Here is a 21,246-nt window from a genome sequence, read left to right as displayed (position 1 = left end):
TTAGGGAGAAAATGCTCAGACATCGTGATACGCGTCCTTGCACGTCCAGAGGGGGCGATCAAGTCAAGACAGTCGCACGACTGCATCCAGCGTCGTGCGACTTGTTAATGTCTCTGATATGACCTCTTTAAGAATATTCCGGAACCAAATGGAGCGGCCATCCATTTGATCAGTGCGCCTATACAGCATCGAGATTTGCTCCATAGGCAGTTCGAAGGGCGCGGCGGTGACCTCAAGGCCGTAAAGCGGCGCCATGCAATAAGCCGTGATCTCGGGAACAGTTGCAATCGCCGGTACCGACAGCAATAACGGCGCAATTGACGCGTGTCTCGACACGCCTGCGACGATGTTGCGCCTGACCCCGGCAGCGCTGAGCACGCTGTCCAAGTTTGTCGCGCCGTCGCCTTCCGACGACACGATGACATGTTGGGCCTTCGCGTAGCTTTTGATGCTCAGCGGCAATGTCAGTTTTAGCTGCCTGGGGTCATAAAGGCAGACAAGACGTTGTTGGAATAGCAACTCACACATGTGCCACGAAGGTGGGTTTTCGTGAACGGAAACGCTGACGTCGTAAGCGCCCTGCTCTAAAAGTTGAACCGAATCGCGCTTCGTCGAAGCGACTGCCAATACGCGCGAGCGCGGTGCGAGTTCGCGGATTCGAGCCGCGAGGGCCCCAAGTAGTGCTACCTCGAAGTTGTCACACATGCCAATGCGGAATTCACCTTCCCATGTGGCGGGATCGAACACCCCTGGCGCCCGCACTGCGTGTTCGATGGTAGATAACGCCTTGGCGATCTCCGGTGCAATCGCGAGTGCCCTGGGCGTTGGCTGCAGACCTCGTCCAACACGTACAAACAACTCATCGTCCAACGTCTCTCGCAGGCGTCGCAGCGCGCCCGAAAGACCCGGTTGGCCAATAAATAGTCGTGCAGCGGCCTTACTGACACTTTTCTCCTCCATGAGCACGGAAAACACATGCAGGAGATTTAGATCGAGGGTCCGAAGGGTTGTCATTTACATCTCTCGCAGAGATAGATGCCATCACGAACAGCAATTTGTCAGATATGTATCGATCGGTCAATATCTCACGCATCGCACCCAGCCGTTGGTATGGAGCCTTGGCTTAGGCGTACTTGCGGACCAAATCGGATATAGGAACGTGCCGTGATGAAAGTAGCAATTCTTGACGATTACCAAGGCGTCGCGCTGTCCGCTACGAGTTGGTCGGAAGTCGCAGCGAGGGCCGATCACAGTCTTCCAGGACCCATTGGCAGGCCGCGTTGCGGCAGGGCGTCCTGATCAGTGCGACGGGCGGCCGCGCGAGTGGCGCACCGGAACTGACCTGGGCCTTGATGATGTATCGATAAATCCTGCGGACAAACGAGTTTTGTTCGGCATGCCTCTCAGCCGCCGCTAAGGCTGTAAGCGCAACAAACCACATACCCCGAATTTTTGCTTGCCTGAGTTTTACCTCAGGTAATGGCACCCCGCTGCCTGGAGGATCATGTTATGAACGCCCCATCTATAGAGCTCAAGCAGGAAACTGAGGGCGCCGGCATGAGCCGGGGGCTTGTACTGTTACTTGCAGCAGCGACCGGCTTGTCAGTAGGCACCCAGTATTACAACCAGCCTTTGCTCGGACTGATTGCGGACGGCTTCGGGATAGGTACCAAGGTCAGTCTCGTCGCGATTGCGACACAGATTGGTTACGCGTTGGGCTTGGTTCTGTTGGTGCCACTAGGCGACAAGATCGACCGTCGACGGCTCATCCTCATTCAATGCATAGGGCTCACGGTAGCGACGCTTTGCGCGAGCGCGGCCCCCGAGCTGTATAGCCTTGCAATGGCGTCCATCATGATTGGGGTGTTCGCGACGATTGCCCAGCACATCATCCCGCTCGCATCTGAATTATCCCCGCCAAGCAGTCGGGAACGAGTTCTCGCATCAATCACCAGCGCGCTGCTTGTTGGGGTGTTGCTGGCTCGGGTGATCAGCGGCTTCGTGGGCGCCTATTTCAGCTGGCGCGCGATGTTCCTCTTGGGCGCTGTGCTTTCTCTGATGATGCTTGCAGGGCTCGCGGCGAAACTTCCAACCAGCCAACCGCAATCCCGCGCTTCATACATTGAGTTGCTTGTTTCATTGTTTGGGGTCGTGCGCGATGGCGCTGAACTTCGCCAGGCCGCACTGGTGCAAAGCCTCGTTTTCTTCGGCTTCAGTGCGTTCTGGACAATTCTCACGCTCCTGCTGCAAGGCCCTGGGTTTGGGTTGAACAGTGGGACTGCGGGGCTCTTCGGCGTGGTGGCACTCGGCGGGGTGATGCTTGCCCCACTGGGGTTGCGCCTTGCTGGCCAGTACGCCGGTCACGTCGGTATCGGCCTTGTCGTGGCGAGCTTTGTCGTAATGATCGCGTTCGTGAATCTGGTGGGGCTTAGCGTCGGAGCCATTCTGATGACGACCGGTTTGCAGATGTCTCTTATCTACAACCAGTCGCGAATCCTCGCACTCGCCGGCACCGCCCGAGGCCGCTTCAACACCATTTTCATGGCTTCCCAATTCGCCTTCGGCGCCATCGGTTCCGCCGCAGGCAGCATCGGCTGGCAGTCCGGCGGCTGGACCGCGGTGATGGCCATGGCCTTGATCGCTTCCGCAACTGCGTTGCTCGTGCAATTTACCCACCACTCAAAGGTTGGAGCGCGAGCGTAAAGACGCTTGCGGCGTACCTACCCTGGTCAATCTGGAGAATAAAGAAATGATTGAAGAGCACACTATCGGCGAATTCACACTAGTCACGTTACTGGACGGAATTTTTCTATGCAGTACGGACATGATTAAAGCCGCGGCCTCGGAAGAGGGGGCTGCATTATTCAAAAGTGCAGGTCTCCCCGCATCGGGGCCGGTTCCTGAGCCGATCAACGCATTCCTTTTGAAGAAAAACGACGAGCTTTGGTTGATCGATGCCGGTTGTGGTCGCGAGCTGGGACCTCGCTTCGGAAAAGCATCGGCGGCGTTGCTGTCTGCTGGCTATGCGCTTGACCAGATTCAAGGCGTTATTATTTCTCATATGCATGAGGACCATGTTGGCGGTCTTATCAAAGAGGACGGTAGTGCGTTGTATCCCAACGCGACGCTCTTTCTTTCGCACGAGGAGTTGGCGTTCTGGACCGACCCGACGGCTCCTGAAAAACATCCTCAGATGTCGCAGGCTGGCCTGTTCAAATTGGCAAACTCGGCATTGACGGCCTATGCGCCACGTATCAAGGCACTACCTGCCGATGCACACGTCATTCCTGGCGTCAGCTTGATCCCACTTCACGGGCATACGCCAGGTCACAGTGGCATCCAGATTGAGAGCGGTGGCCAGCGTGTGCTGATCTGGGGAGATGTCATACATTCGACACTCTTGCAATTGCGCTATCCGCATTGGAGCATCGGTTTTGACATGGACCCAGTCCAGGCCCTCGACACGAGAGTTCGATTGCTGGAGCGGCTCGCGCATGAGGACATGCTGGTGACGGGACCGCACGTAATGGGAATTGGACACGTCCACACCTGTTGCGCAGGCGGTTATGAATTGAAGCTGGTCAGCAGAACCTAAGTGTTCAGTTGCAGGCGAAGTTGCCCATCACCACGTGGAAGGTTCCTGACGTTTGAGAGTCTGGCTCATTGACCGTCGGGAACAATACACAGGCTATCCCATATCCCCATCACTTGAGTCACTGCGGCATCCAGCGTGGCATGTGGAAGACCATCGCGCGCCAATGTAGACAAGCCCAGAAGGAAACTGTCGAACACCGCGGCGAGGGTGTCTGGGGTAATGGTCGCCGGTAGCACGCCCTCCGCGATAGCACGTTCGATACAGGCAACCATGCCTGCGCGGGTTAAGCGCCTGGCCTGTGCGAGAGGTTCTGAAATGGCCTTGCTTTCGTCCGAGCAAGCGCTCATCAGGCCCAACGACACCAGACACCCTTTGGGATGATCGGGCTCACATTGCATTTTCGCTGACCGGCGAAGGGTGAGTTCAATCGCCTCCTTGGGTGGCAGGGTCGTATCAAACAGGCTGTCGGTGACCCGACCGTGCGTAGTGAGGTAGCGCTCTATTACCTCGTTGAACAAGGCTTGCTTGGAGCCAAACGCCGCGTAAAAGCTCGGCGCGGTGATGCCTCCACCAATATTAGCCTTAAGCTGACTCAGGGATGTCGCATCGTATCCATGCTCCCAAAATAAATGCAGTGCCTGAGTGATTGCAAGGTCACGGTCAAACGTGCGCGGGCGTCCCATCTGTGCCATGTCGGATCTCCTCCAGAGTTACTTAAATACTAATCGATACATAAGTTATTGACTACCCTGCGGCCTCTCCCTATATTTATACCGATCAGTATATTAGTGGGAGTGATCGAATGACTACAGATGAGCCGCAGAGCGGGAAACTTCCGCTTGGAGCATTACTGGCACTGGCGATGACAGGTTTCATTTGCATTGTGACTGAGACATTGCCCGCGGGTTTGTTGCCCGAGATCAGCAGCGGGCTTGGTATTTCGGCATCTTTGGCTGGGCAGATGGTGACCGTTTATGCCTTGGGGTCACTGCTGGCAGCAATTCCGCTGACTATTGCCACGCAAAGCTGGCGCCGCAGGACGGTGTTGCTGCTAACAGTTGTCGGCTTCCTGGTATTCAATACCCTCACGGCGCTGTCTTCCCACTATTGGCTTACTTTGATTGCGCGGTTTTTTGCCGGCGTTTCTGCGGGACTGGCCTGGAGCCTCATTGCGGGCTATGCGCGACGGATGGTTGCTCCACAATTGCAGGGACGCGCATTGGCAGTAGCGATGGTGGGAACGCCCATCGCATTGTCGCTGGGCGTGCCTTTGGGAACCTGGCTGGGGGGATTCATGGGCTGGCGCATGGCGTTCGGATTGATGTCCGGGATGACCTTGCTGTTGATTGTCTGGGTGCTGATCAAGGTGCCGGACTACCCTGGCCAATCCTCCTCACAGCGCATGGCGTTGCGTCAGGTCTTTTTCACACCTGGTGTACGTTCGGTGCTGGGGGTCGTCTTCACCTGGATGCTGGCTCACAACATTCTTTATACCTACGTCGCGCCGTTTGTTTCCAGGGCTGGGTTGGCCGATGAGGTTGGTTTGGTTCTGCTGGTATTTGGTGTTGCCGCTTTGGCGGGCATCTGGATAACGGGGCGGCTGGTTGATCGGCATCTGCGCAAGACAGTGTTGGCCAGTCTCGCAACCTTCGCAGCCGTTTCGGTTTTCTTCGGCTTGTTTTCAGGCTCTGCCGTGGCGATTTATCTAGGTGTTTTTATCTGGGGCCTGACCTTTGGTGGCGCCGCGACGCTTCTACAAACCGCGCTTGCCGACGCCGCAGGCAAGGGCGCCGATGTTGCTCTCTCCATGAACGTCGTCGTCTGGAACAGCGCTGTCGCTGGCGGGGGACTCTTGGGTGGCGTGTTACTCGGCCAGTGGGGAGTGGGTTCCTTTCCCTGGGTGTTATTGATACTGCTACTCCTCAGTCTGTTCATCGCATCTAGAGCGCGGGTCCACGGCTTTGCGCAAGGTGACAGGCAGTCCAGCCAAGTGGTCGCTGGTCATTGATGTGTGGGCAGCATTGCGCTGCATGCTCAAGCTTCCAACGCATTACAACGAGTGAACAGCATGAATACGTGACTTAAGCCGCAGCGGCGACTTGCTATAGATTTACCGGGCTTGGGCGAGTCTGGATCGCCCAAGACGAGGGTCTGGTTTTTTGCTTTAGTTTAGATACCGTTCCACTAGGCGCGCCCAGTAGGCAGCACCGATTGGCAAGTTTTTGTCATTGAAATCGTAGGCCGGGTTATGAACCATACAACCATCTTCGCCAACGCCATTGCCCAGGCGTAAAAAACAACCTGGCCGCTGCTCAAGCATGTAAGCGAAGTCCTCGCTGGACATGAGCTGATCGGCATGGGCAATCACATGCTCATCACCCACCAGTTCCCGTGCTACTTGCAGAGCAAATTCGGTTTGCGCTCGGTCGTTGTCGATCACCGGGTAACCTTCCATATAGTCGATCGTGGCCGTTGCTCCATAGCTGTTTGCTTGGGCGTGGACCAGTGCTTCGATGCGCTCTTTCAACTGGCTACGGACCCGCTTGCTGAACGAGCGGATGCTCAGCTCAAGGTAGGCACTGCTGGAAATCACATTGTTAGCAACCCCCGCCTGAAGCAAGCCGACCGTGACTACAGCGGGTTCAACAGGGTTGATATTGCGCGCGACAATGGTCTGCAGCGACATGACAATGCTGGACGCCACCACAACCGGATCTACCGTAAGGTGTGGGCGAGCCGCATGGCCTCCGAGACCATGAATGGTAATCGCGACCTTGTCGCTCGCCGACATGAACGGTCCGCTTCTAAACAGGAAGGTGCCTGGAGCCTCGCCGGGGTGGTTGTGCATTCCGAACACGGCATCACAGGGAAAGCGTTCGAACAAGCCATCATTTACCATGCGTTGCGCACCGCTATCGAAGCCCTTCTCCTCCGCGGGTTGAAAATAGAGGTGCACCGTTCCGCGGAAGTTTCGTGTGCGCGCCAGATATTCAGCGGCCCCAAGCAGCATGGTGGTATGGCCGTCGTGGCCGCAGGCATGCATTTTTCCCTGATGGACACTGGCGTAAGGCAAGCCGGTCTGCTCGGTCAACGGCAGAGCATCCATGTCTGCTCGTATGCCAATGTTCTTGCCGGCGCCTACCGTCAGGCTGCCTACCACACCGGTCTCACCAACGCCTTCGGTTACGCTGAACCCCCAGGCCCGTAAGCGCTCTGCAACGAGTTTGGCGGTTTGAAACTCCTCGTAGGCCATTTCCGGATGCTGGTGAATATGGCGGCGAATACGTGTCAGCTCCTCAGTTTGAGGGCGTAAATCATCGACTTTGCAGTAGTGAGGTTCAGTCTTCATCACAGTGAGTTCCTAGCGGTGAATAATGGAGTGCAGGAGTGCCGTCAGTTGGGATGCATCCCCGGCTCCTACGGTTGAGCCTGGGCCGGTAAACGCAGTGCCAACGTGCAAAGACCGCCGATCACTAAAAGGACGGCCATTACGGCCATCCCCGCAGCGAACGAGCCGGTGAAGGTCTTCAGAGCACCGATGATGGAAGGACTGACAAAGCCACCGAAGGCACCGATGCTGTTGATCAGGGCTATGCCTCCAGCGGCGGCAGTACCTTTGAGGTAGCTGGAGGGCACAGCCCAGAACACGGCATAGGCCGAGTATGTGGATAGCGTTGCGAGGGTAATACTGCACAGCGCCAACGTCAGGTTGCCGGAACTGAAACCGGTCAGCACTAAGCCTATTGCGCCCAGAAAGGCGGGTACTGCGCCGTGCCAGCGGCGCTCGCCCAGGCGGTCGGAACTCCGAGCATTGATCAGCATCGCGAAAATGGCGGCGCTGTAAGGGATCATTGAATAGAGCCCGATCTCGAAAATATTCTTTACGCCAGCGTCCCGCAGTATGCTCGGCAGCCAGAAACTGACGGTATACAGACCGCAGATCAGACAGAAGTAAATGAGGGCCATCAGGTAAATTCGCCAGTCTTTCAAGGCGGCAGCGAAAGTATGTTGTTTTGACGCCTGCACCTGCTCCAGATCATTCGCCAGCAGTCGTTTTTCTTCTTGGCTCAGCCATTTGGCCTGTTCCGGCGAGTCACTCAAAAAGAAGAACGCCGCGATACCCAAAAGAATGCAAGGCGCCCCTTCGAGGATGAACATCCACTGCCATCCCGCCAAACCATGAATGTCGGCGAAAGTCCCCATAATCCAGGTCGACAATGGTCCACCGATGACGTTCGAGACTGGCCCTGCCAACAGGACGCACGCCATTACTTGAGCGCGACGCTTACCTGAAAACCAGAAGGTCAGATAGAGGATCATGCCCGGAGCAAATCCAGCCTCAAACACCCCTAGAAAAAACCGCAGGACATAAAAGGTAGTGCTGTCATGGACAAACAGCATCGAGGTTGAAGCCACCCCCCACAACAACATGATGCGACTGAGCGTCTTACGTATTCCTACCCGCGCCAGCCAGAGATTGCTCGGCACTTCGAACATTACATAACCGATAAAGAAAATCCCTGCCGCCAATCCATAAGCTGCATCGGTCAGACCGAATTCCTGCTGCATCGCAATCTTGGCGTAACTGATATTGACCCGATCTAAATAGGCGAGGACGTAGCACAACAACAGAAAGGGCAATAGGCGCCAACTGATTTTGCGATACATCTTGCGTAGGGCGAGGTCATCGGGGGAGGTCGGTGTAATCAGTATTGCGGCCTGAGCCATAGTGAAGTCCTCACAAGTTCCGCATTTTTTTTATTGTGTCTATTAAATGAGCTTGGCATCGCCCAATTGACAGAAAGTATGGGGAGCGCAGAAACTTCAAACAATAGCGATCTTCGCTTGCGAGTGTTGACTTTAAGTCAACAGACAGGAGAGCCCTAATTGCAAAAAATCGGCCTTAATGAACGGCGACTTCACTATTTTTCAGAGGTCGCAGAAGCCGGCTCGATCCGAGGCGCAGCGGATCGTCTGAATATCGAGCCCTCAGTTGTCAGCCGGCAAATCCACCAGTTGGAAAGCGAGTTGGGGGTGCAACTCCTACAGCGCCACGGCAGGGGTATCGTCCCTACGGAAGCTGCCAAACTGGTGATCAACCATTGTCGTGAGCGGCGATCAAGCGAAGCATTGCTGCTGACTCAGATTTCCGAACTCAAGGGTCTGGAGAGAGGTGAGATTCACATTGTTGCGGGCGAGGGTTTCCGCGAGGAATTAGTCCGCTGGGTGCTTCAGGACTTCAGCCAGCAGCACCCCAAGCTGGTGGTTACGCTGGAGTTCGCCAATGCCGTCGACACAGTGCGGATGCTGGCAAGTGATCAGGCTCACATCGGCTTGGCATACCGTCCGCCTATCGATCCCGCCGTGCGTACGGTCATGTTGCGCAAACAGCCAATGTGCGTCATCACCTGGCCCGGCCATCCCCTTACCGAGAAGCAGCAGCCGCTGGCATTGAGTGATGTTTGCCCCTATCCGGTGGGCTTGATGTCCAACGGCTTTGGCTTAAGCAATCTGGTTAAGCTGGCGCAATTCCACGATCGCATTCAATTCGAATCCAATCTGGTCACCAACTCAATCGCCACCCTCAAGAGCTATGTAAAAGCCCATCTCGGGGTGACCTTCCTGTCCTCGCACGCGGTAGCCAATGAGATCGCAGAAGGTACGCTTGTAGCGCTCAGGACCCGCAGCGAAGTATTCGAAAGTGCCGAGGCACACCTGATGGTCCGAGCGGGTCGGCAACTGTCAGTTGCCGCTGAAAGGTTGTTGGCCATGTTGAAACAGAAGGCCGTTTTTGAAGTCTCTGAATAATCTTGACCCAACTGCCCCGAAAACCGGTGCATGAGTTTAAACATGGAAGATTCTGGCCCTGGGCTAATGGTCGCCAAATCACCCGCGCGCTGCGTCTTGGCGCAGAGATAGTCTTTGTCTTTCGGTTTCACCGCTTTGAGCTGGCGGTCAGAGAGGCGGGGGCTTGGGCGCACATGAGGTGTTCCATGGCGTCAATTGGTATTCCAAAAATGACCACTGGTACCATTTGGAGTACCCGGTAATGTGGGGGGGGCGGATGTCTAGGGGTACTGATGGCCTATAGGGATTTGATTTTGTTGGGTTTAAGGTGAAAAAAGACGTCTGTGGACGTCATTTAGATGATGAGTTGGTGGGCCGGGGTAATCTGAACCTGAACCTTATCATATTGTTTTTTATAATTAATGACTGTTTTGATTTTTACTTGGAATACCAACTGGAATACCTTGCGAAATTTCACTCCGCTTTATTACCCTCTTGTATTCGATATGAAGGCCGTTTACATCCGCGCTGACTATCGTGCTTCGTGTATGTGATGAGTGGTCAACTGCGTGCAGCTCTGACGGGACAACAGGTAGCAATCGGCCAGAAGCAGGCGTTTGGAGATGTCGACGAAATCAGTGCCTAAACAGTCGAGCTCCCAATTTCAGTCGAACTGACATAGTCGGCTACTGAAAAATTAATTTTTCTACCACTTTCACCAAAGGCCAAGTGCTTGGTAGCGCTGCTGCTTCAAGTCAAGCTCTGGTGAGCTTTTCACTAGTCTCAATACGTGTCTCAAATACCCCGCTGCAGCGGCATAGTCACGCATTTGCTCGCACACTTGAATGAGGCGGACCAGTACATGTGGTTTAGATGGCGATTTTCGGTTAATCGCCTCAAGAGCTTTTCGTGCCGCCGAAAAATTTGCTTCCAATCCATATACATTTGCCAAGAGGAAGTCATATTCCAGAGAGTCTGCATCTAACACATTTTCCTGAAGAAGCATCGCTTTTGCAAGATCAATTTCTCGGAGAGATAAGTAGGTTTTAATAGCTAGAATATTTATCGATTTAGCGTCTTCGCCTTGAAGTTTAGCGTTCTGGTTTTCGCGCTCGAACACATCTTTAAATTCGAAAAGTCTATCGGCGCGATAAAGCGCATTGAGTTGCTGTAGCAGTGCACCATAGTCGTGAGTTCGAGCAAATTCTATTTCGGCAATCCTTGCAGCCTTTAAATAGTCGCGCTCCTCTAGAGCGTCAACGACCGATGTCGACCAATCTGATCCAGCAAGCCTACTCGAATTGGGTACAACGTGTTTCGGACTGTTTAATTGATGTTGTCTAGCTGAATCAAATGCATTGCGCAGAGAGTCAATGTCGGAATACCTATCAGATGGTACTCTTTCCAAGCAACGAAGGATCAAAGCGTCAATGGAGGGAGCGATACTCGCGTTAACTTCACTTGGTCGCCTGAAAGGTGCATGGCGGCGCACCTGAGATGGGGTGTCATGGGGAAGCTGACCAGTGAGTAGTTGGTAAAGCAATACGCCAAGGCTGTATATGTCACCACGAAGCAGATCTTCGAAAGAACCTTTGCGAGAAACGCTGTCTGAGTATTCAGGAGCAGCATAAAGAACTGTGCCGCCATTCTCTCTTGTTCTGACATAAATTTCTTCAGGAAGGGCAGAGCTTCCAAAGTCTGTCAGTTTCACCAAGTCCCCTGCGCCAACGAGTATGTTGTGTGGCTTGATATCTCCGTGGGAAATCGGAGTTTGGAAATTTGCCAGAAAACCAACAGCGTCGAGAACCTGAGCATAAATTCCGAACAAACGCTCAAATGTGTTACCGAAGTGCTGAGCTCTTTGCTCCAATTTTTGCGCCAGGCTCTGACTGGGAAAGTATTCCATCTCAATGAAGAACCACTCGTTCTCCGGAGGTACTCTTCCCATATCTAAGATGCGAACAATGTTTTTATGTGTGTCGATGTTAAGAAGCTCTTTTCCTTCCGCGAGCATTCGATCATCTTTGGTCAAATCTTTGGGGATTTTAACCGCTACGATCGCCCCATCGATAAGTCGCTCTGCACGCCACACCCAACCGTGACTGCCATCACCCAAGCATTCAAGAAGGAGGTATTTGTCACCCAAACGCTTGTTAGTGCCAGGTAGAAAGTGTGCAGATTTAATATTCATAGCAACCTCTCGCATCGAACCTGATTCAGCAGCAGGCTTGCGCGGCCTTCAATCTCAAAAATGAATCGACTGAACAGCACCACCGTATTTCGAATTGGTGGTACCTGAACCCCAGCTGCTGATTTAAAACCTCGCGTGCATCGTTCCAGAAACCTCTCTTTGTTAGGTGCAGAGACGACCCCTTTGCTCCACGCGGAGAGAATCAAAACCGAAGGGGAATCCCCCCATCTCATGGAGGCTTCAAGCAAATTACAAAGCTTTTCATCAAGCTTTCGTTGCCCTCGATCAGTACCGTCGAATCTCTCAAACTCGATTAGGACATCAGGAGTTCGATTCTCAAGATTAAACCAAGTTGAGTCTGGTCGAATATCCGCACTATGTGTCATTGGAGCCGGGCATTCGGTGACTGCCATAAAATTAAGCTCATGACCTAATTGATTCCAAGCGCTGCAGCCCAGGCTATGAACCAGCACATCTTCGTCGCGCACTCCCCAGCTGCTTAGCATCGGGTAACAGCTATTTATGAAACCTAGAGAGCTCATCGAGTCCCTGATGCAGGCAACCAAATCAGTCATCCAAGGAGCCCCAGACGCGCAAAACTTCAGGGGACTCACCACCATGAATCAAAGCTTTACCACCGACCTTTACAAGAAGTGGTGCAGGAATTGATCGGCCACACACAAGAGCCTCACCTGTCGAGAGACTAGAAAGCTCATCCAAATCTGCCTTGCTCACCATGTCCGACGCTTTGGCAATAAAGCGCTGATCATCTGGATTCTTCAGGCGCATCGTGATCAACGTGTTGCATTGCGATGTTACATCCGCATCAAGCTTCGATGGGCGCTGACTGACAATCGCAAAGCCAACCCCAAACTTACGGCCTTCACCTGCGATCTTTTTGATGATGCGATGACTAACGGCGTTACCACCCGCGGGAGCGAAGTTGTGGCCTTCCTCATAGACCAAAAAACATGGCCTCAAAGGATCCGTCTTGCTCGAGGCAGCTTTTAGAATCTCACTGGATATCAATGCACAGATGACTTGCTTTGCAGTGTCACTCAAGCCTTGAAGATCGACCACAACCAGCCGCCCCTGACGATTCGAGGGGCGACCCACCATCCTGTAAATATCAGTTGGTGCGGCCATTGCTGCTGAGTAGAAACTTTGTGCCTCATTGAGCACCCGCGATAGCTTCATTGATGCTACGGCGGCGCTTCGGCCATTCAATGCCTTGGATTCTGCCTCTGACAGGTCATCCCACTCTCGCAGCTCCTCGAGCCCGTCACCTAAAAGATGACGCAGGCGATTGATATCCCTCGGTTCGATTTTATCCGCGGTCCTCCAATAGCGAATGGCTACATCCAGGACTCGCTGCTGAGGTTCACTTAAACCCGGCAAAATTTCAGCCACATCATCCATTTCGAAGTGATCAAACTGAAGCGCAAGCTGAATATTTTTGCCTGCGTATTTATGCTTGAAGGATTCAATTTGAGGCGTATATACCTCAACCCCAGCGCCGATCTTTTGCAGTCGTTCAAGGGTGTCCCGAATTTTTGGAAGAGCCTCACGGTCACGCTCATCTTCAACGTCCGAAAGGCCATCTGAAAAGTTAAGCTGTCCTTTGGCTAATGCTTTGCCGTATTCGCCATGCGGATCAAAGACGACCACAGTTCCGTTATTGAGCGCTACAAGCCGCTCAATAATGCGGCCAACGGTGTATGACTTGCCCGAGCCCGTCATGGCCAGCACAGCCATGTGCTCGGTCACTAGTTTGTTTACATCCAGAAAGACCGGTACCGTGTTCTCGCCACGCTCATAACCAACGAGATTGCCCAAGTGAAGGCTGGTGTGCTCGTTGAATTCATAAAAATCGCTTAGAAACTGAAAGTCCACTGTTTCCACTGCTGCCCCAGGATCAAGTGGGCGACGTGGAATTTTGATCTGGCGCGATTCTGGGTCTCGGTAGCCGACGAGCTCAAGGTTGGCGAATAGATTTTCCCCTGTAACACTGGCCCCGGGCAGTAACTCAAGTTCTGTCGCTCCGTCACCAAAACCTGCATTGAAAAGCATGTTAGTCCGGGTTATGCGCGTCACGCGCCCAAGCACAGGAACAACGCCTTCATCTACTCGCTCCTGATGCATGATGCGCACGAACTCACCTCGGCGCACAGAGAAAGAGTCCTGCACGACCATTGTCAGTTGCGCCGCGTCGCCGGTGTTGCCGACCAGCTTTCCTAGTACCTTGTGCTTCATGACTCGAACCCTTCGTCAAGACCGGACAGCCACGTGCTCTCTACCTCATTATTCCGTAGCGCTTCGTTTAAACCCTGCCGGTAGTAGGCGGTGAATTTTTCCAAAATTTGTAGTTGCTGCCTGCTCAAGAGCTGCGGCAATGGCATTGCTTTTTTCTGGCTTTGCATATCCAAAATCATTAGGCGCGATGCCACAGTATCTAGCTCATCGGCACTCCAGTCAGACTCCTCACCGGCCAACTGGGCCATTTTGATTTCGCTTGAGCGAGCGCTTCGATAATGAAATCCAATCAGACCTTGCGCGACTTCACTAGCGGGTTCCATACGCGGACTGTTTTCAGTCATCCGAAACGCAATCGTCCGGTTAAAGCTGCCTAAAATCCCGTTTATAAAACGAGTGTCACCGATGCCCAGCAAACGTTCTTCCAACCCCTCAAGCTTCGCAGTCGAATCGGAAGAAAAGCCATCAGTAAGTAAGATGTGCTTGCGCCCTTCTTCGGTTCGCAAATCTTGCCGAGCAATGCTTACTATGGCGCTAAATCGCTCAGCTAGAATGCTTACTAGTACTGGACCTTCCTGATTCCAGGGAAAGAGATCCTGCCGGTGTTTTTGCCAAAATCGTTCAATTGCAACCTGCGTTTTCTCATACTCGGACCAGTGGCGTGCATTCCGCTTCAAAGGGGCCATGTCCCGGTCAATAAAGAATGGTGTATCAATCAGGATCAGATTGGCTGCTCCGCCTTGTGCCAAAAGGCGCTCCACTAGGGCATAGCAATGGCGCATCTCTACCAGATCCAGGCGCTTTCTCTGAGCTTCGAAGTCAATATCATCTAGCTCCGATACAGAGTCAGAGCCTATTGTGCTGACCTTGTTGTCATGTATAAGAAGATCCGTCCTTACTGCAGCAGACGCATAAATGAAACCACCAAGCGCGCGCTGAATACATGAATGGCTAGCGATGCCGGACACCACCAGATTGACCACCGAGGGTCTATTAACTGCCTTAATGAGACCTGTATCCCGGAATAAAGGAGCCATAAGTTCGATGTCGCGGATCTGCTTAAGAAGACGGCCTGCGCTTCCGGGTAAGCGCAGTTGGCTATCAATCGCCAGAGCTTGTGCGAGATTTGTTGTCTTCATGAGTTACGCTTCCCCCTTCAGGTTTTCCGCAAACGCCCAGAACTTTGATGTCTGCAGAAAAGCCAAGCCCGCTTGAGTCAGACCTTGCTGATTAAGTAATCCACCCTGCTGCAATCGGCCAATGCTTTCAGGCAAGTTAAAATGTTCCAGATTCAGCAGAGGTACTGCGAAACCATGTAGCCGGTCCATTAGGCTTGCCGCTGTGGCGACTTCGAAACCGTAGCAGCAAACCATCACGGTCAAGTCCTGTGGATACAACATAATCTCTGACTGATCATCTTTTGCTACGGGCACCGATGCCTTGCCTGTGTGCCGGTTAAGGTCTTCGAGGAACTCCGTTACCAAATGAGCATGATTCAGTAAACTGATGGACCATAGCGGCAGCATTGTTGCGGCAAACAGACCGCTGCTTGAATGAGACTTCCAGTAACGGGTATGGCCTCGATGATCTCCACCTTGCACTCCTTGCAATTGATACATCACTTCTTGCGCGACGATGCTCTCTGCCGAGTTCCCCCCAAGGACAATAGGATGATCAGGTGAAAACTCAACAGCCCAATCCAAAGCTGAAAGGAGTGGGCCTTCTTTGTAAGGCGGTAGCAGAAGCAATGTGCATCCCGGCTGACGTGCCCAAGTCGAGCATGTCGTCTGCAGCTCGCTCGACTCCTGGAGCTGCTGACCCGTCATAAGGACAAATCCAGACTCCGGCAACTCAACAGCCGACGACGTCTCAATAGCCAAGAGGCTAGACAAAAAGCGACCACGCCGATGAGCAAGCAATTCGGGAGTTAAATAGAGTTTCACGCTCCGTCCCCGAAGTAGAGTTGCATCTTCAAAATGCCCTTGCCGACCAGTGCCTCTTGTACTGCATTAGTGAGCATTGGATTGTTACCAGCATCAATGGCGGTCGCCAGCTGCTGCCAGCTGGCATAGTCAAGCCCGGTACCGTTCAACAACTGGCTAGCTCGCTTCTCCCATTGCATGCGCTGCGCATCCAGAGTCATCTGCAGATCATGCAGACTTAGCTGAGCTACCTTTGCCAATTGCACGGGCTCAGGAGAAGGTTCTTTGCAAGCAAAAAACAATGGCATAAGTACAGGCACATATTGCTCGTTCAGCCCCCTCACTTGATAGTCACGACGAGTCTGTATTGCATTTTCGATTTTCGTGATCGCTCCGCCAACCGTATGTAATTGGGCATACACTGGGTTCAACAGACGGTCCGGCACCTCGCGGATTGCACTGAACTGCCCCTTTCGGGCTTGCTCGCGAAATTTCTCTCGCTCGTTTTTCGCGGACTCTCCCAAATCCTCAAACGCATCGCCAATCAGAACCAGCTTCTGCGTCAGTTGGGCCAATTCTTTAAGATGAGCTGGCTCTGCATAGTCGGCTGGCATTGGCTCAAGCTGGCGTGCAGCTACTTTGCAGCGTGTTTGCAGCTCGGCCAGATAGCTTGTCACTTTGACAAACTTCTCCTTGCCAGTCCGATAGGCGCTCATGATGTGGCCGCTGTTATCCGCAAAACTTTGCAGGGAGCCTGTATCGATATTGACGCCTGCTTCATCTGACAGTAGGCGTAGCCGCTCCGCTGCCTTGTCGAGCTGTAGGGAGCGCAGGTAATGCAACAAGGTCTCTGAACTGGCAGATCCTTCGGTTTTCGCGGTACCACTATCGTTCTGATATTGCAAAGCACCGTCCAAAATGTTCGACACCGTCTGCAACGACAGCGTGAACAAGCTGCGGGGAAATAAATCCAAGCCTTGGCTATCCGCATCGATATCGCTGATCAGGCTATTCATGCGCTGCTTGATCTGCTGGGCAGCCTTATCCACGTACTCGGCAAACAAGCGTGCCTGCTCGACACGTTGGAAGAGTGGCTGCGCCTTATCGTCCAGTCGCAAGGTATTGACGTTTCCAAGGGTGATGACCGGAGCCAACTCTGGTTTGACCCGCGCTACGCGCATAATTACTTCTGAGCGACTTTGCAGCAGCGCTGGCAGTTTTTCGGCAACAAAGCCCAACTCATCTGTGGCCACCAAGCCCAGTGCCTCTTCATCGATTTTGAGCTTGTCGAACGCTTTACGTGCTGCCTTAAGCTGGTCGTTCGCTTCGACCGTCTCTATACCCACTGGAGATTTACCTAGGGGTGCAAACAAGCCTGGAACTCGGTCGTAACCAAATACACGCTCCAGCATGGCGACAGTCGCTCTATAGCCATCAGAGGTTCCTCCATCAAACCAGTTCTTAGCCTCAACAATGGAGTTATCGAGTTTGGCGCGAGGGTATGTTTGCCATTTCGCGTAACTTGCCGTGGCATCGGTCAACTGCAACAAGTGCAACTCTCCGCACCACCACATCCAGTCGTCAAACACATTCTTCGGTGTCAAGCCCGCGTGCGACAGATATCCCCAATACCAGTCGCGCCTTGCCTTTGCCAAAGTCCACTCCTGGGTCTTGGCGGGGTTAGAGATACGTGCCAGAAAGTGTGGTAACTGGACTTGTGATTGCTGTGGATTGGCCAGCTCGGAGAACAGCCCAGCGTGCTCCTCTTTGCCATATCCAAGACTTAAAAATTTGTTCGGCAATGCCAAGCGTTGCATCAGCGACGCGACCTCTTCGGCGTCTATGCGATGTCGGGTTTCCAGATCATTCAAGCCGAACAGGTTGGACTCATTAACTGCAAACAGAGTCCAGGCGCGTAGCAACAATTCTCGATCCTGCGCATTGATCTTGCCCGTAGGTTTCAGCGGCCAGGCGATCAGACCCCGCTCATTAAGCCGCTGCCGCCATTGGTGCATGGCTTGATAAGCGAAATCTCGTAGCGCATTAAGCTTGCTCTTAAACTTACTTGTTAACCGCGAATCGTCCAGCACGAAACCTTTGCACTGCTCAGGCAGCAACCCAATGCGTTCCAGCTGGTCCACTTCACTGGGGTTCAAGTAGTAGAGCAGCAAGTCGTCCTTAAACTTCTCGCTCACATCGCCTCGGTTGTATTGCTCCATCAAATGCGTTGATGTGGTAAACGCCATTACCGGGAAGCGGCCTTCGTCGGAATGGCGCATGGCGACCAATTGGTGCAAACGGTCCAGTTCATCACGGTTATTCACCCAGGCAAACCAAACGAGATTTTCCGGGTGCAACTTCAACGCATCGCAGAACAACAACCCACCGCGCTGTCCAGAGCCTTGACCGCTTAGGCTGGTTTGAATTGTGATGCTCTCATTGTTGGCATAGGGCGTCTTCGAGTACTGCCAGTTTTTGTCCAGTAAGCGCATCAAGCCTGTCAGACGCACCTGAAAGCGCAGGCCGATGTTTTTTCCGCCGTCCTTGAGCAAGCCCTTCATAGCTACTTCGTGAGCATCGGCATCGGCTGGATCACGGAAGATCATCGAGTTGTGCTGCTGGTTGCGGTAGCGCAGGTCCAGCCGTAGCAGCATCGCCACGCTAGGGCCGATGTGCGTGGCTTCTTCTTCTGGAAGTTGCTGTTCGCTGCCGATCAGTTTTTGCCAGAGCGCATCTGCCGCAAATTCCACAGCCGGATGGTCGTACAGTAAACTCAGCAGATGCTTGAATTCAGCGCGCGACAGTGGCAGCAGCAACACATCTTGTTCTGCCTCGTTGATTGCAAAAGTTCGCAGATTCTGCAGCAAAACGCTCAAGCTGAGTGCTTGCTCGACTGCGGGGTAAAGCCACTCGTCTTTCTCGCGTTTGAATTTGGCGTCTTCCAATGCTTGGCGACATTGCAACTGATCAAATGGAATTTTCCGGTAGAGGCTAGCCACCGGCTCGCCGTCTTCGTTGGCAAGAGATAACAGCTCTTTGCCGCGCGGCGGACATTGGCTTAAGGAGAGTGGCAGTTGCCCATAAAGCAGCTCCTGCGCAACCGCCCTCAGGCCGTGGTCACGGGTCTTAATGCCTTCAATGGCGTGGGCATCCAGCACATGCCCTGCAACACGCCCCGAGCTTTCAGTCACCGCATCGAACAACTCGCCTATAGCGGGGATGGATTTTCCTGCAGCTTCGTACTGGGCCAGCACGGCATCCACATTGGCCATGATCACGTTAAACCAACCAAAGTTGGCACCGCTCATGGCGTAAGCCGCTTCAACCAAGCCGGTGGGGTAGTCGTGCGCCAGTTTGCGTTCGGCCTTCAGTTGTCCCACATAGTCTGAGACATCGGCAAAAGCATTGTGCTCCAGCTCCACCAACTCGAAGCGGCGAGCTACTGACTGAATCTCACGCAGTTGCTGGCCTAGCAGTGGCGAACACAAGGCCACATAGCGCAGCCATGGCAATTTACGACGCGGGTCTTCTTCTTTGATAGCCTTACCAATCAGGCGAATAGCTTGGCCATCCAGACGTTTGGCATCGTCCTGCTCCATTCCAAAGGTCGCGGCCTCAGCAACGGTTTCCAGCTCATCAAGCACTACTAGCAAATAGGCAATACCGAACTTTTGCAGATAGGCATAAGCCGCCTGCACCAGCCGCACTACCAAGCCATCCTCCTCATAAAGCGCTTCATCGCTGTGTAGTTTGTCCAGCTCCAAAAGGTTAGCGAGTTGACTGGTATCAAAGCCTGTCGGATTTAGGCGATGCAGCGCCTGCTCAGCAATCTTGCTCTGGATCGAGCCATCGAATTTGCGTGTAGCCAATGGCAACAGAGCTTTGTACAGGCCAAAGCCAAACCAGTTGTCCGAGTTCTGATAGTCCGATGCCACTTGCGAGTAGCGGATATACAGCGCTAGGTATTTATCTTGCGTAGCCTGATCAAATAATTTTTGGTCAGCCAATGTGCCGCTCTGATCGCGTACAAACCAGCCTTTTGAACAGTCGTTGATCTGCGCAATTAGTTCATGCCCCAAACGTGACTTGCCTCGACCCCATTCCGCCTCTACGGCGAATACATGGGCGAAGTGATCAGCATCTTGGTCCACGGTTTGAATGAAGGTGCGGTAGCGCTTAAAAAAGCGACTCTGACCCACAAGCGGGTCGCGCGGCGGGTAGTCCGACACACCGGTGGCGGCCCAGTTGTGGCGTTTGGTTAGGTTATCGATCACCTCGGTATTCAGCTGATCCATTTTGCTCACGACACTTCTCCATTGTTCGCGACACCACGCGAGCTACGTCTGCGTTCATCGCGCATCGCTTCTGCGCTGAGTCTAACGGCCTGCCACAATAAGCGGCCGGTACGATTGAAAACCTTGCTGCCCGGCAGCCTAAAGCAGGCATCGGCAAACAATGGATGAATTTGGTATTGACCGTTCTGGCCGCTTGATCCGTCTTGGTAACGCCACACTCGGCGGCTCAATAGTAATCCTACCAGCGGTGCGAGCTGTGCGTTCAACTCGACAGATGTCGGTGTATTGGGGAAGCAATGTATCCCCAAAAGGCTAAGGCTCTTCAGTAGCAACTCGGCCAAGTTGCCACAAGGGGTTTCATCACCCTCTGGCCCCTGTACCAAAATCGAGATTTCACCTGGGCTGAAGGCGTTCTGCCCACTAGAAAGCTCCAGTAACAATCCTCCACGAGCCTCGGCTTTCCAAACATCCTGGACGTACACCACCATGGTCAGCAGCAGTGACCAAGGGGTTGCCAACACCCAGCCCATGCTGGGCTGATCGCCAGTTGTGGGAGCCGCATCAAACGAACCGTGCAATACGTAGTTCACCCCGATGGGGCGCGTCGCCTCTGATATCCCTGGCAAAGCCAACAAGCGGCCTTTGATCCAATTCTGCTGCGCCTCCATACCCCGAGCATCTATCGGCGGTAAAGCGGGCAGCACATCATGCAGGTGTTGAGACAGCTCCGCAGCCACAGCCAGCACGCGCATTAGCGCAGGCATAGCGGCGGATTGCTCAAAACTAACATTCAGCAATTCACGTTCAAGCGAAGAAAAGGGGCTGGCGGTGAGTTGCGCGTCGGGTAGACCTGCTTCTACCCATGCCGCAGCCCCCTGCAGTGCACTCACCAAGCCCAGCAGGGGTTCACCGTCTGGCATTTGCCCGGCTTCTATACAGCGCGCCGCTGCAAAAGCGACCCAACTGTTTCGCACCTCGGTTAGCTGTGCCAGCAACGCACACACCAGCTCATCATCACTTGCCAATCTGGGGCGAACTGCAAGCAGGCGCTGACTAATTACCAAGCCGACCTGAGATGTTTCCGCCATGGGATGCACTAAACCACCCAAAAGATCAGCTAGCCCGCCGTCGGCATCTGTCGCCAAGCCGTTGGCAAGCAATTTGCTCAGACGTTGGATCAGAGAGGGCAAGGCAACGGCCACG

15 protein-coding genes are annotated in these 21,246 nt (G+C 53.5%); 4 read left to right on the top strand and 11 right to left on the bottom strand.

Translation table 11 applies throughout. The annotated features are described in order from the left end of the window. Positions 1-63 precede the first annotated feature (63 nt). Positions 64-1,014: a LysR substrate-binding domain-containing protein gene (locus PverR02_RS27210; protein ID WP_079444735.1), complete on the bottom strand. Its 951-nt coding sequence runs from the start codon at positions 1,012-1,014 to the stop codon at positions 64-66. A 495-nt stretch (positions 1,015-1,509) separates the two neighbouring features. On the opposite strand from PverR02_RS27210, the gene PverR02_RS27205 reads away from it, so the two are divergent. Both PverR02_RS27205 and PverR02_RS27200 read left to right on the top strand, forming a co-directional pair. Continuing rightward, positions 1,510-2,703 (top strand): MFS transporter, encoded by a 1,194-nt coding sequence (locus PverR02_RS27205; protein ID WP_227778736.1) that lies wholly within the window; start codon positions 1,510-1,512, stop codon positions 2,701-2,703. A gap of 46 nt (positions 2,704-2,749) precedes the next feature. Beyond that, positions 2,750-3,595: an MBL fold metallo-hydrolase gene (locus PverR02_RS27200; RefSeq protein WP_079444733.1), complete on the top strand. Its 846-nt coding sequence runs from the start codon at positions 2,750-2,752 to the stop codon at positions 3,593-3,595. A gap of 65 nt (positions 3,596-3,660) precedes the next feature. Here PverR02_RS27200 and PverR02_RS27195 read toward each other — a convergent pair whose 3' ends face one another. Continuing rightward, a complete protein-coding gene (locus PverR02_RS27195) occupies positions 3,661-4,287 on the bottom strand; it encodes a TetR/AcrR family transcriptional regulator (protein WP_079444732.1) in 627 nt (208 codons plus the stop codon). 110 nt (positions 4,288-4,397) lie between these two features. On the opposite strand from PverR02_RS27195, the gene PverR02_RS27190 reads away from it, so the two are divergent. After that, entirely contained in the window at positions 4,398-5,603 is a 1,206-nt protein-coding gene (locus PverR02_RS27190; RefSeq protein ID WP_057005088.1) for an MFS transporter, read from the top strand. Positions 5,604-5,759: 156 nt separating this feature from the next. Here PverR02_RS27190 and PverR02_RS27185 read toward each other — a convergent pair whose 3' ends face one another. Both PverR02_RS27185 and PverR02_RS27180 read right to left on the bottom strand, forming a co-directional pair. Continuing rightward, positions 5,760-6,944 (bottom strand): M20 aminoacylase family protein, encoded by a 1,185-nt coding sequence (locus PverR02_RS27185; protein WP_057005087.1) that lies wholly within the window; start codon positions 6,942-6,944, stop codon positions 5,760-5,762. Between the two features lie 68 nt (positions 6,945-7,012). Continuing rightward, positions 7,013-8,323, bottom strand: a complete 1,311-nt coding sequence (locus PverR02_RS27180; protein WP_079444731.1) for an MFS transporter — start codon at positions 8,321-8,323, stop codon at positions 7,013-7,015. Positions 8,324-8,482: 159 nt separating this feature from the next. Between PverR02_RS27180 and PverR02_RS27175 the strand changes: the two genes are divergently transcribed. After that, positions 8,483-9,403 carry a LysR family transcriptional regulator gene (locus PverR02_RS27175; protein WP_046382026.1) on the top strand — a complete coding sequence of 307 codons (921 nt, stop codon included), beginning with the start codon at positions 8,483-8,485 and terminating at the stop codon, positions 9,401-9,403. Between the two features lie 694 nt (positions 9,404-10,097). On the opposite strand, the gene PverR02_RS27170 is transcribed toward PverR02_RS27175, so the two are convergent. The 7 genes from PverR02_RS27170 to PverR02_RS27140 form a co-directional block, all read right to left on the bottom strand. After that, on the bottom strand, positions 10,098-11,573 hold the full coding sequence (locus PverR02_RS27170; protein ID WP_079444730.1) for a protein kinase domain-containing protein: 1,476 nt from the start codon (positions 11,571-11,573) through the stop codon (positions 10,098-10,100). After that, on the bottom strand, positions 11,570-12,061 hold the full coding sequence (locus tag PverR02_RS27165) for a hypothetical protein (RefSeq protein WP_227778732.1): 492 nt from the start codon (positions 12,059-12,061) through the stop codon (positions 11,570-11,572). The genes PverR02_RS27170 and PverR02_RS27165 overlap by 4 nt, the downstream gene beginning before the upstream one ends. A gap of 79 nt (positions 12,062-12,140) precedes the next feature. Further along, positions 12,141-13,826 carry an ATP-binding protein gene (locus PverR02_RS27160; protein WP_079444728.1) on the bottom strand — a complete coding sequence of 562 codons (1,686 nt, stop codon included), beginning with the start codon at positions 13,824-13,826 and terminating at the stop codon, positions 12,141-12,143. Continuing rightward, positions 13,823-14,965 (bottom strand): hypothetical protein, encoded by a 1,143-nt coding sequence (locus PverR02_RS27155; protein WP_079444727.1) that lies wholly within the window; start codon positions 14,963-14,965, stop codon positions 13,823-13,825. The genes PverR02_RS27160 and PverR02_RS27155 overlap by 4 nt, the downstream gene beginning before the upstream one ends. Before the next feature lie 3 nt (positions 14,966-14,968). Next, entirely contained in the window at positions 14,969-15,769 is an 801-nt protein-coding gene (locus tag PverR02_RS27150) for a hypothetical protein (protein ID WP_152032045.1), read from the bottom strand. Continuing rightward, positions 15,766-20,052 carry a hypothetical protein gene (locus PverR02_RS27145; RefSeq protein WP_079444725.1) on the bottom strand — a complete coding sequence of 1,429 codons (4,287 nt, stop codon included), beginning with the start codon at positions 20,050-20,052 and terminating at the stop codon, positions 15,766-15,768. The genes PverR02_RS27150 and PverR02_RS27145 overlap by 4 nt, the downstream gene beginning before the upstream one ends. Next, complete coding sequence (locus PverR02_RS27140) at positions 20,049-21,245, bottom strand: hypothetical protein (protein WP_079444724.1); 1,197 nt, start codon at positions 21,243-21,245, stop codon at positions 20,049-20,051. Before PverR02_RS27140 ends, PverR02_RS27145 begins: the two co-directional genes overlap by 4 nt. Position 21,246: the final 1 nt, after the last annotated feature.

The organism is Pseudomonas veronii, assembly GCF_002028325.1.
Taxonomy (GTDB): domain Bacteria; phylum Pseudomonadota; class Gammaproteobacteria; order Pseudomonadales; family Pseudomonadaceae; genus Aquipseudomonas; species Aquipseudomonas veronii.
The sequence above is the reverse complement of the archived record's forward strand: the minus strand, read 5'-3'. Positions and strand labels throughout refer to the sequence as shown.

What these genes read in the sequence shown, in the direction of transcription:
- PverR02_RS27210 (WP_079444735.1), bottom strand. Translation starts at nt 1,014, where the DNA reads ATGACAACCCTTCGGACCCTCGATCTAAATCTCCTGCATGTGTTTTCC.
- PverR02_RS27205 (WP_227778736.1), top strand. Translation starts at nt 1,510, where the DNA reads ATGAACGCCCCATCTATAGAGCTCAAGCAGGAAACTGAGGGCGCCGGC.
- PverR02_RS27200 (WP_079444733.1), top strand. Translation starts at nt 2,750, where the DNA reads ATGATTGAAGAGCACACTATCGGCGAATTCACACTAGTCACGTTACTG.
- PverR02_RS27195 (WP_079444732.1), bottom strand. Translation starts at nt 4,287, where the DNA reads ATGGCACAGATGGGACGCCCGCGCACGTTTGACCGTGACCTTGCAATC.
- PverR02_RS27190 (WP_057005088.1), top strand. Translation starts at nt 4,398, where the DNA reads ATGACTACAGATGAGCCGCAGAGCGGGAAACTTCCGCTTGGAGCATTA.
- PverR02_RS27185 (WP_057005087.1), bottom strand. Translation starts at nt 6,944, where the DNA reads ATGAAGACTGAACCTCACTACTGCAAAGTCGATGATTTACGCCCTCAA.
- PverR02_RS27180 (WP_079444731.1), bottom strand. Translation starts at nt 8,323, where the DNA reads ATGGCTCAGGCCGCAATACTGATTACACCGACCTCCCCCGATGACCTC.
- PverR02_RS27170 (WP_079444730.1), bottom strand. Translation starts at nt 11,573, where the DNA reads ATGAATATTAAATCTGCACACTTTCTACCTGGCACTAACAAGCGTTTG.
- PverR02_RS27160 (WP_079444728.1), bottom strand. Translation starts at nt 13,826, where the DNA reads ATGAAGCACAAGGTACTAGGAAAGCTGGTCGGCAACACCGGCGACGCG.
- PverR02_RS27155 (WP_079444727.1), bottom strand. Translation starts at nt 14,965, where the DNA reads ATGAAGACAACAAATCTCGCACAAGCTCTGGCGATTGATAGCCAACTG.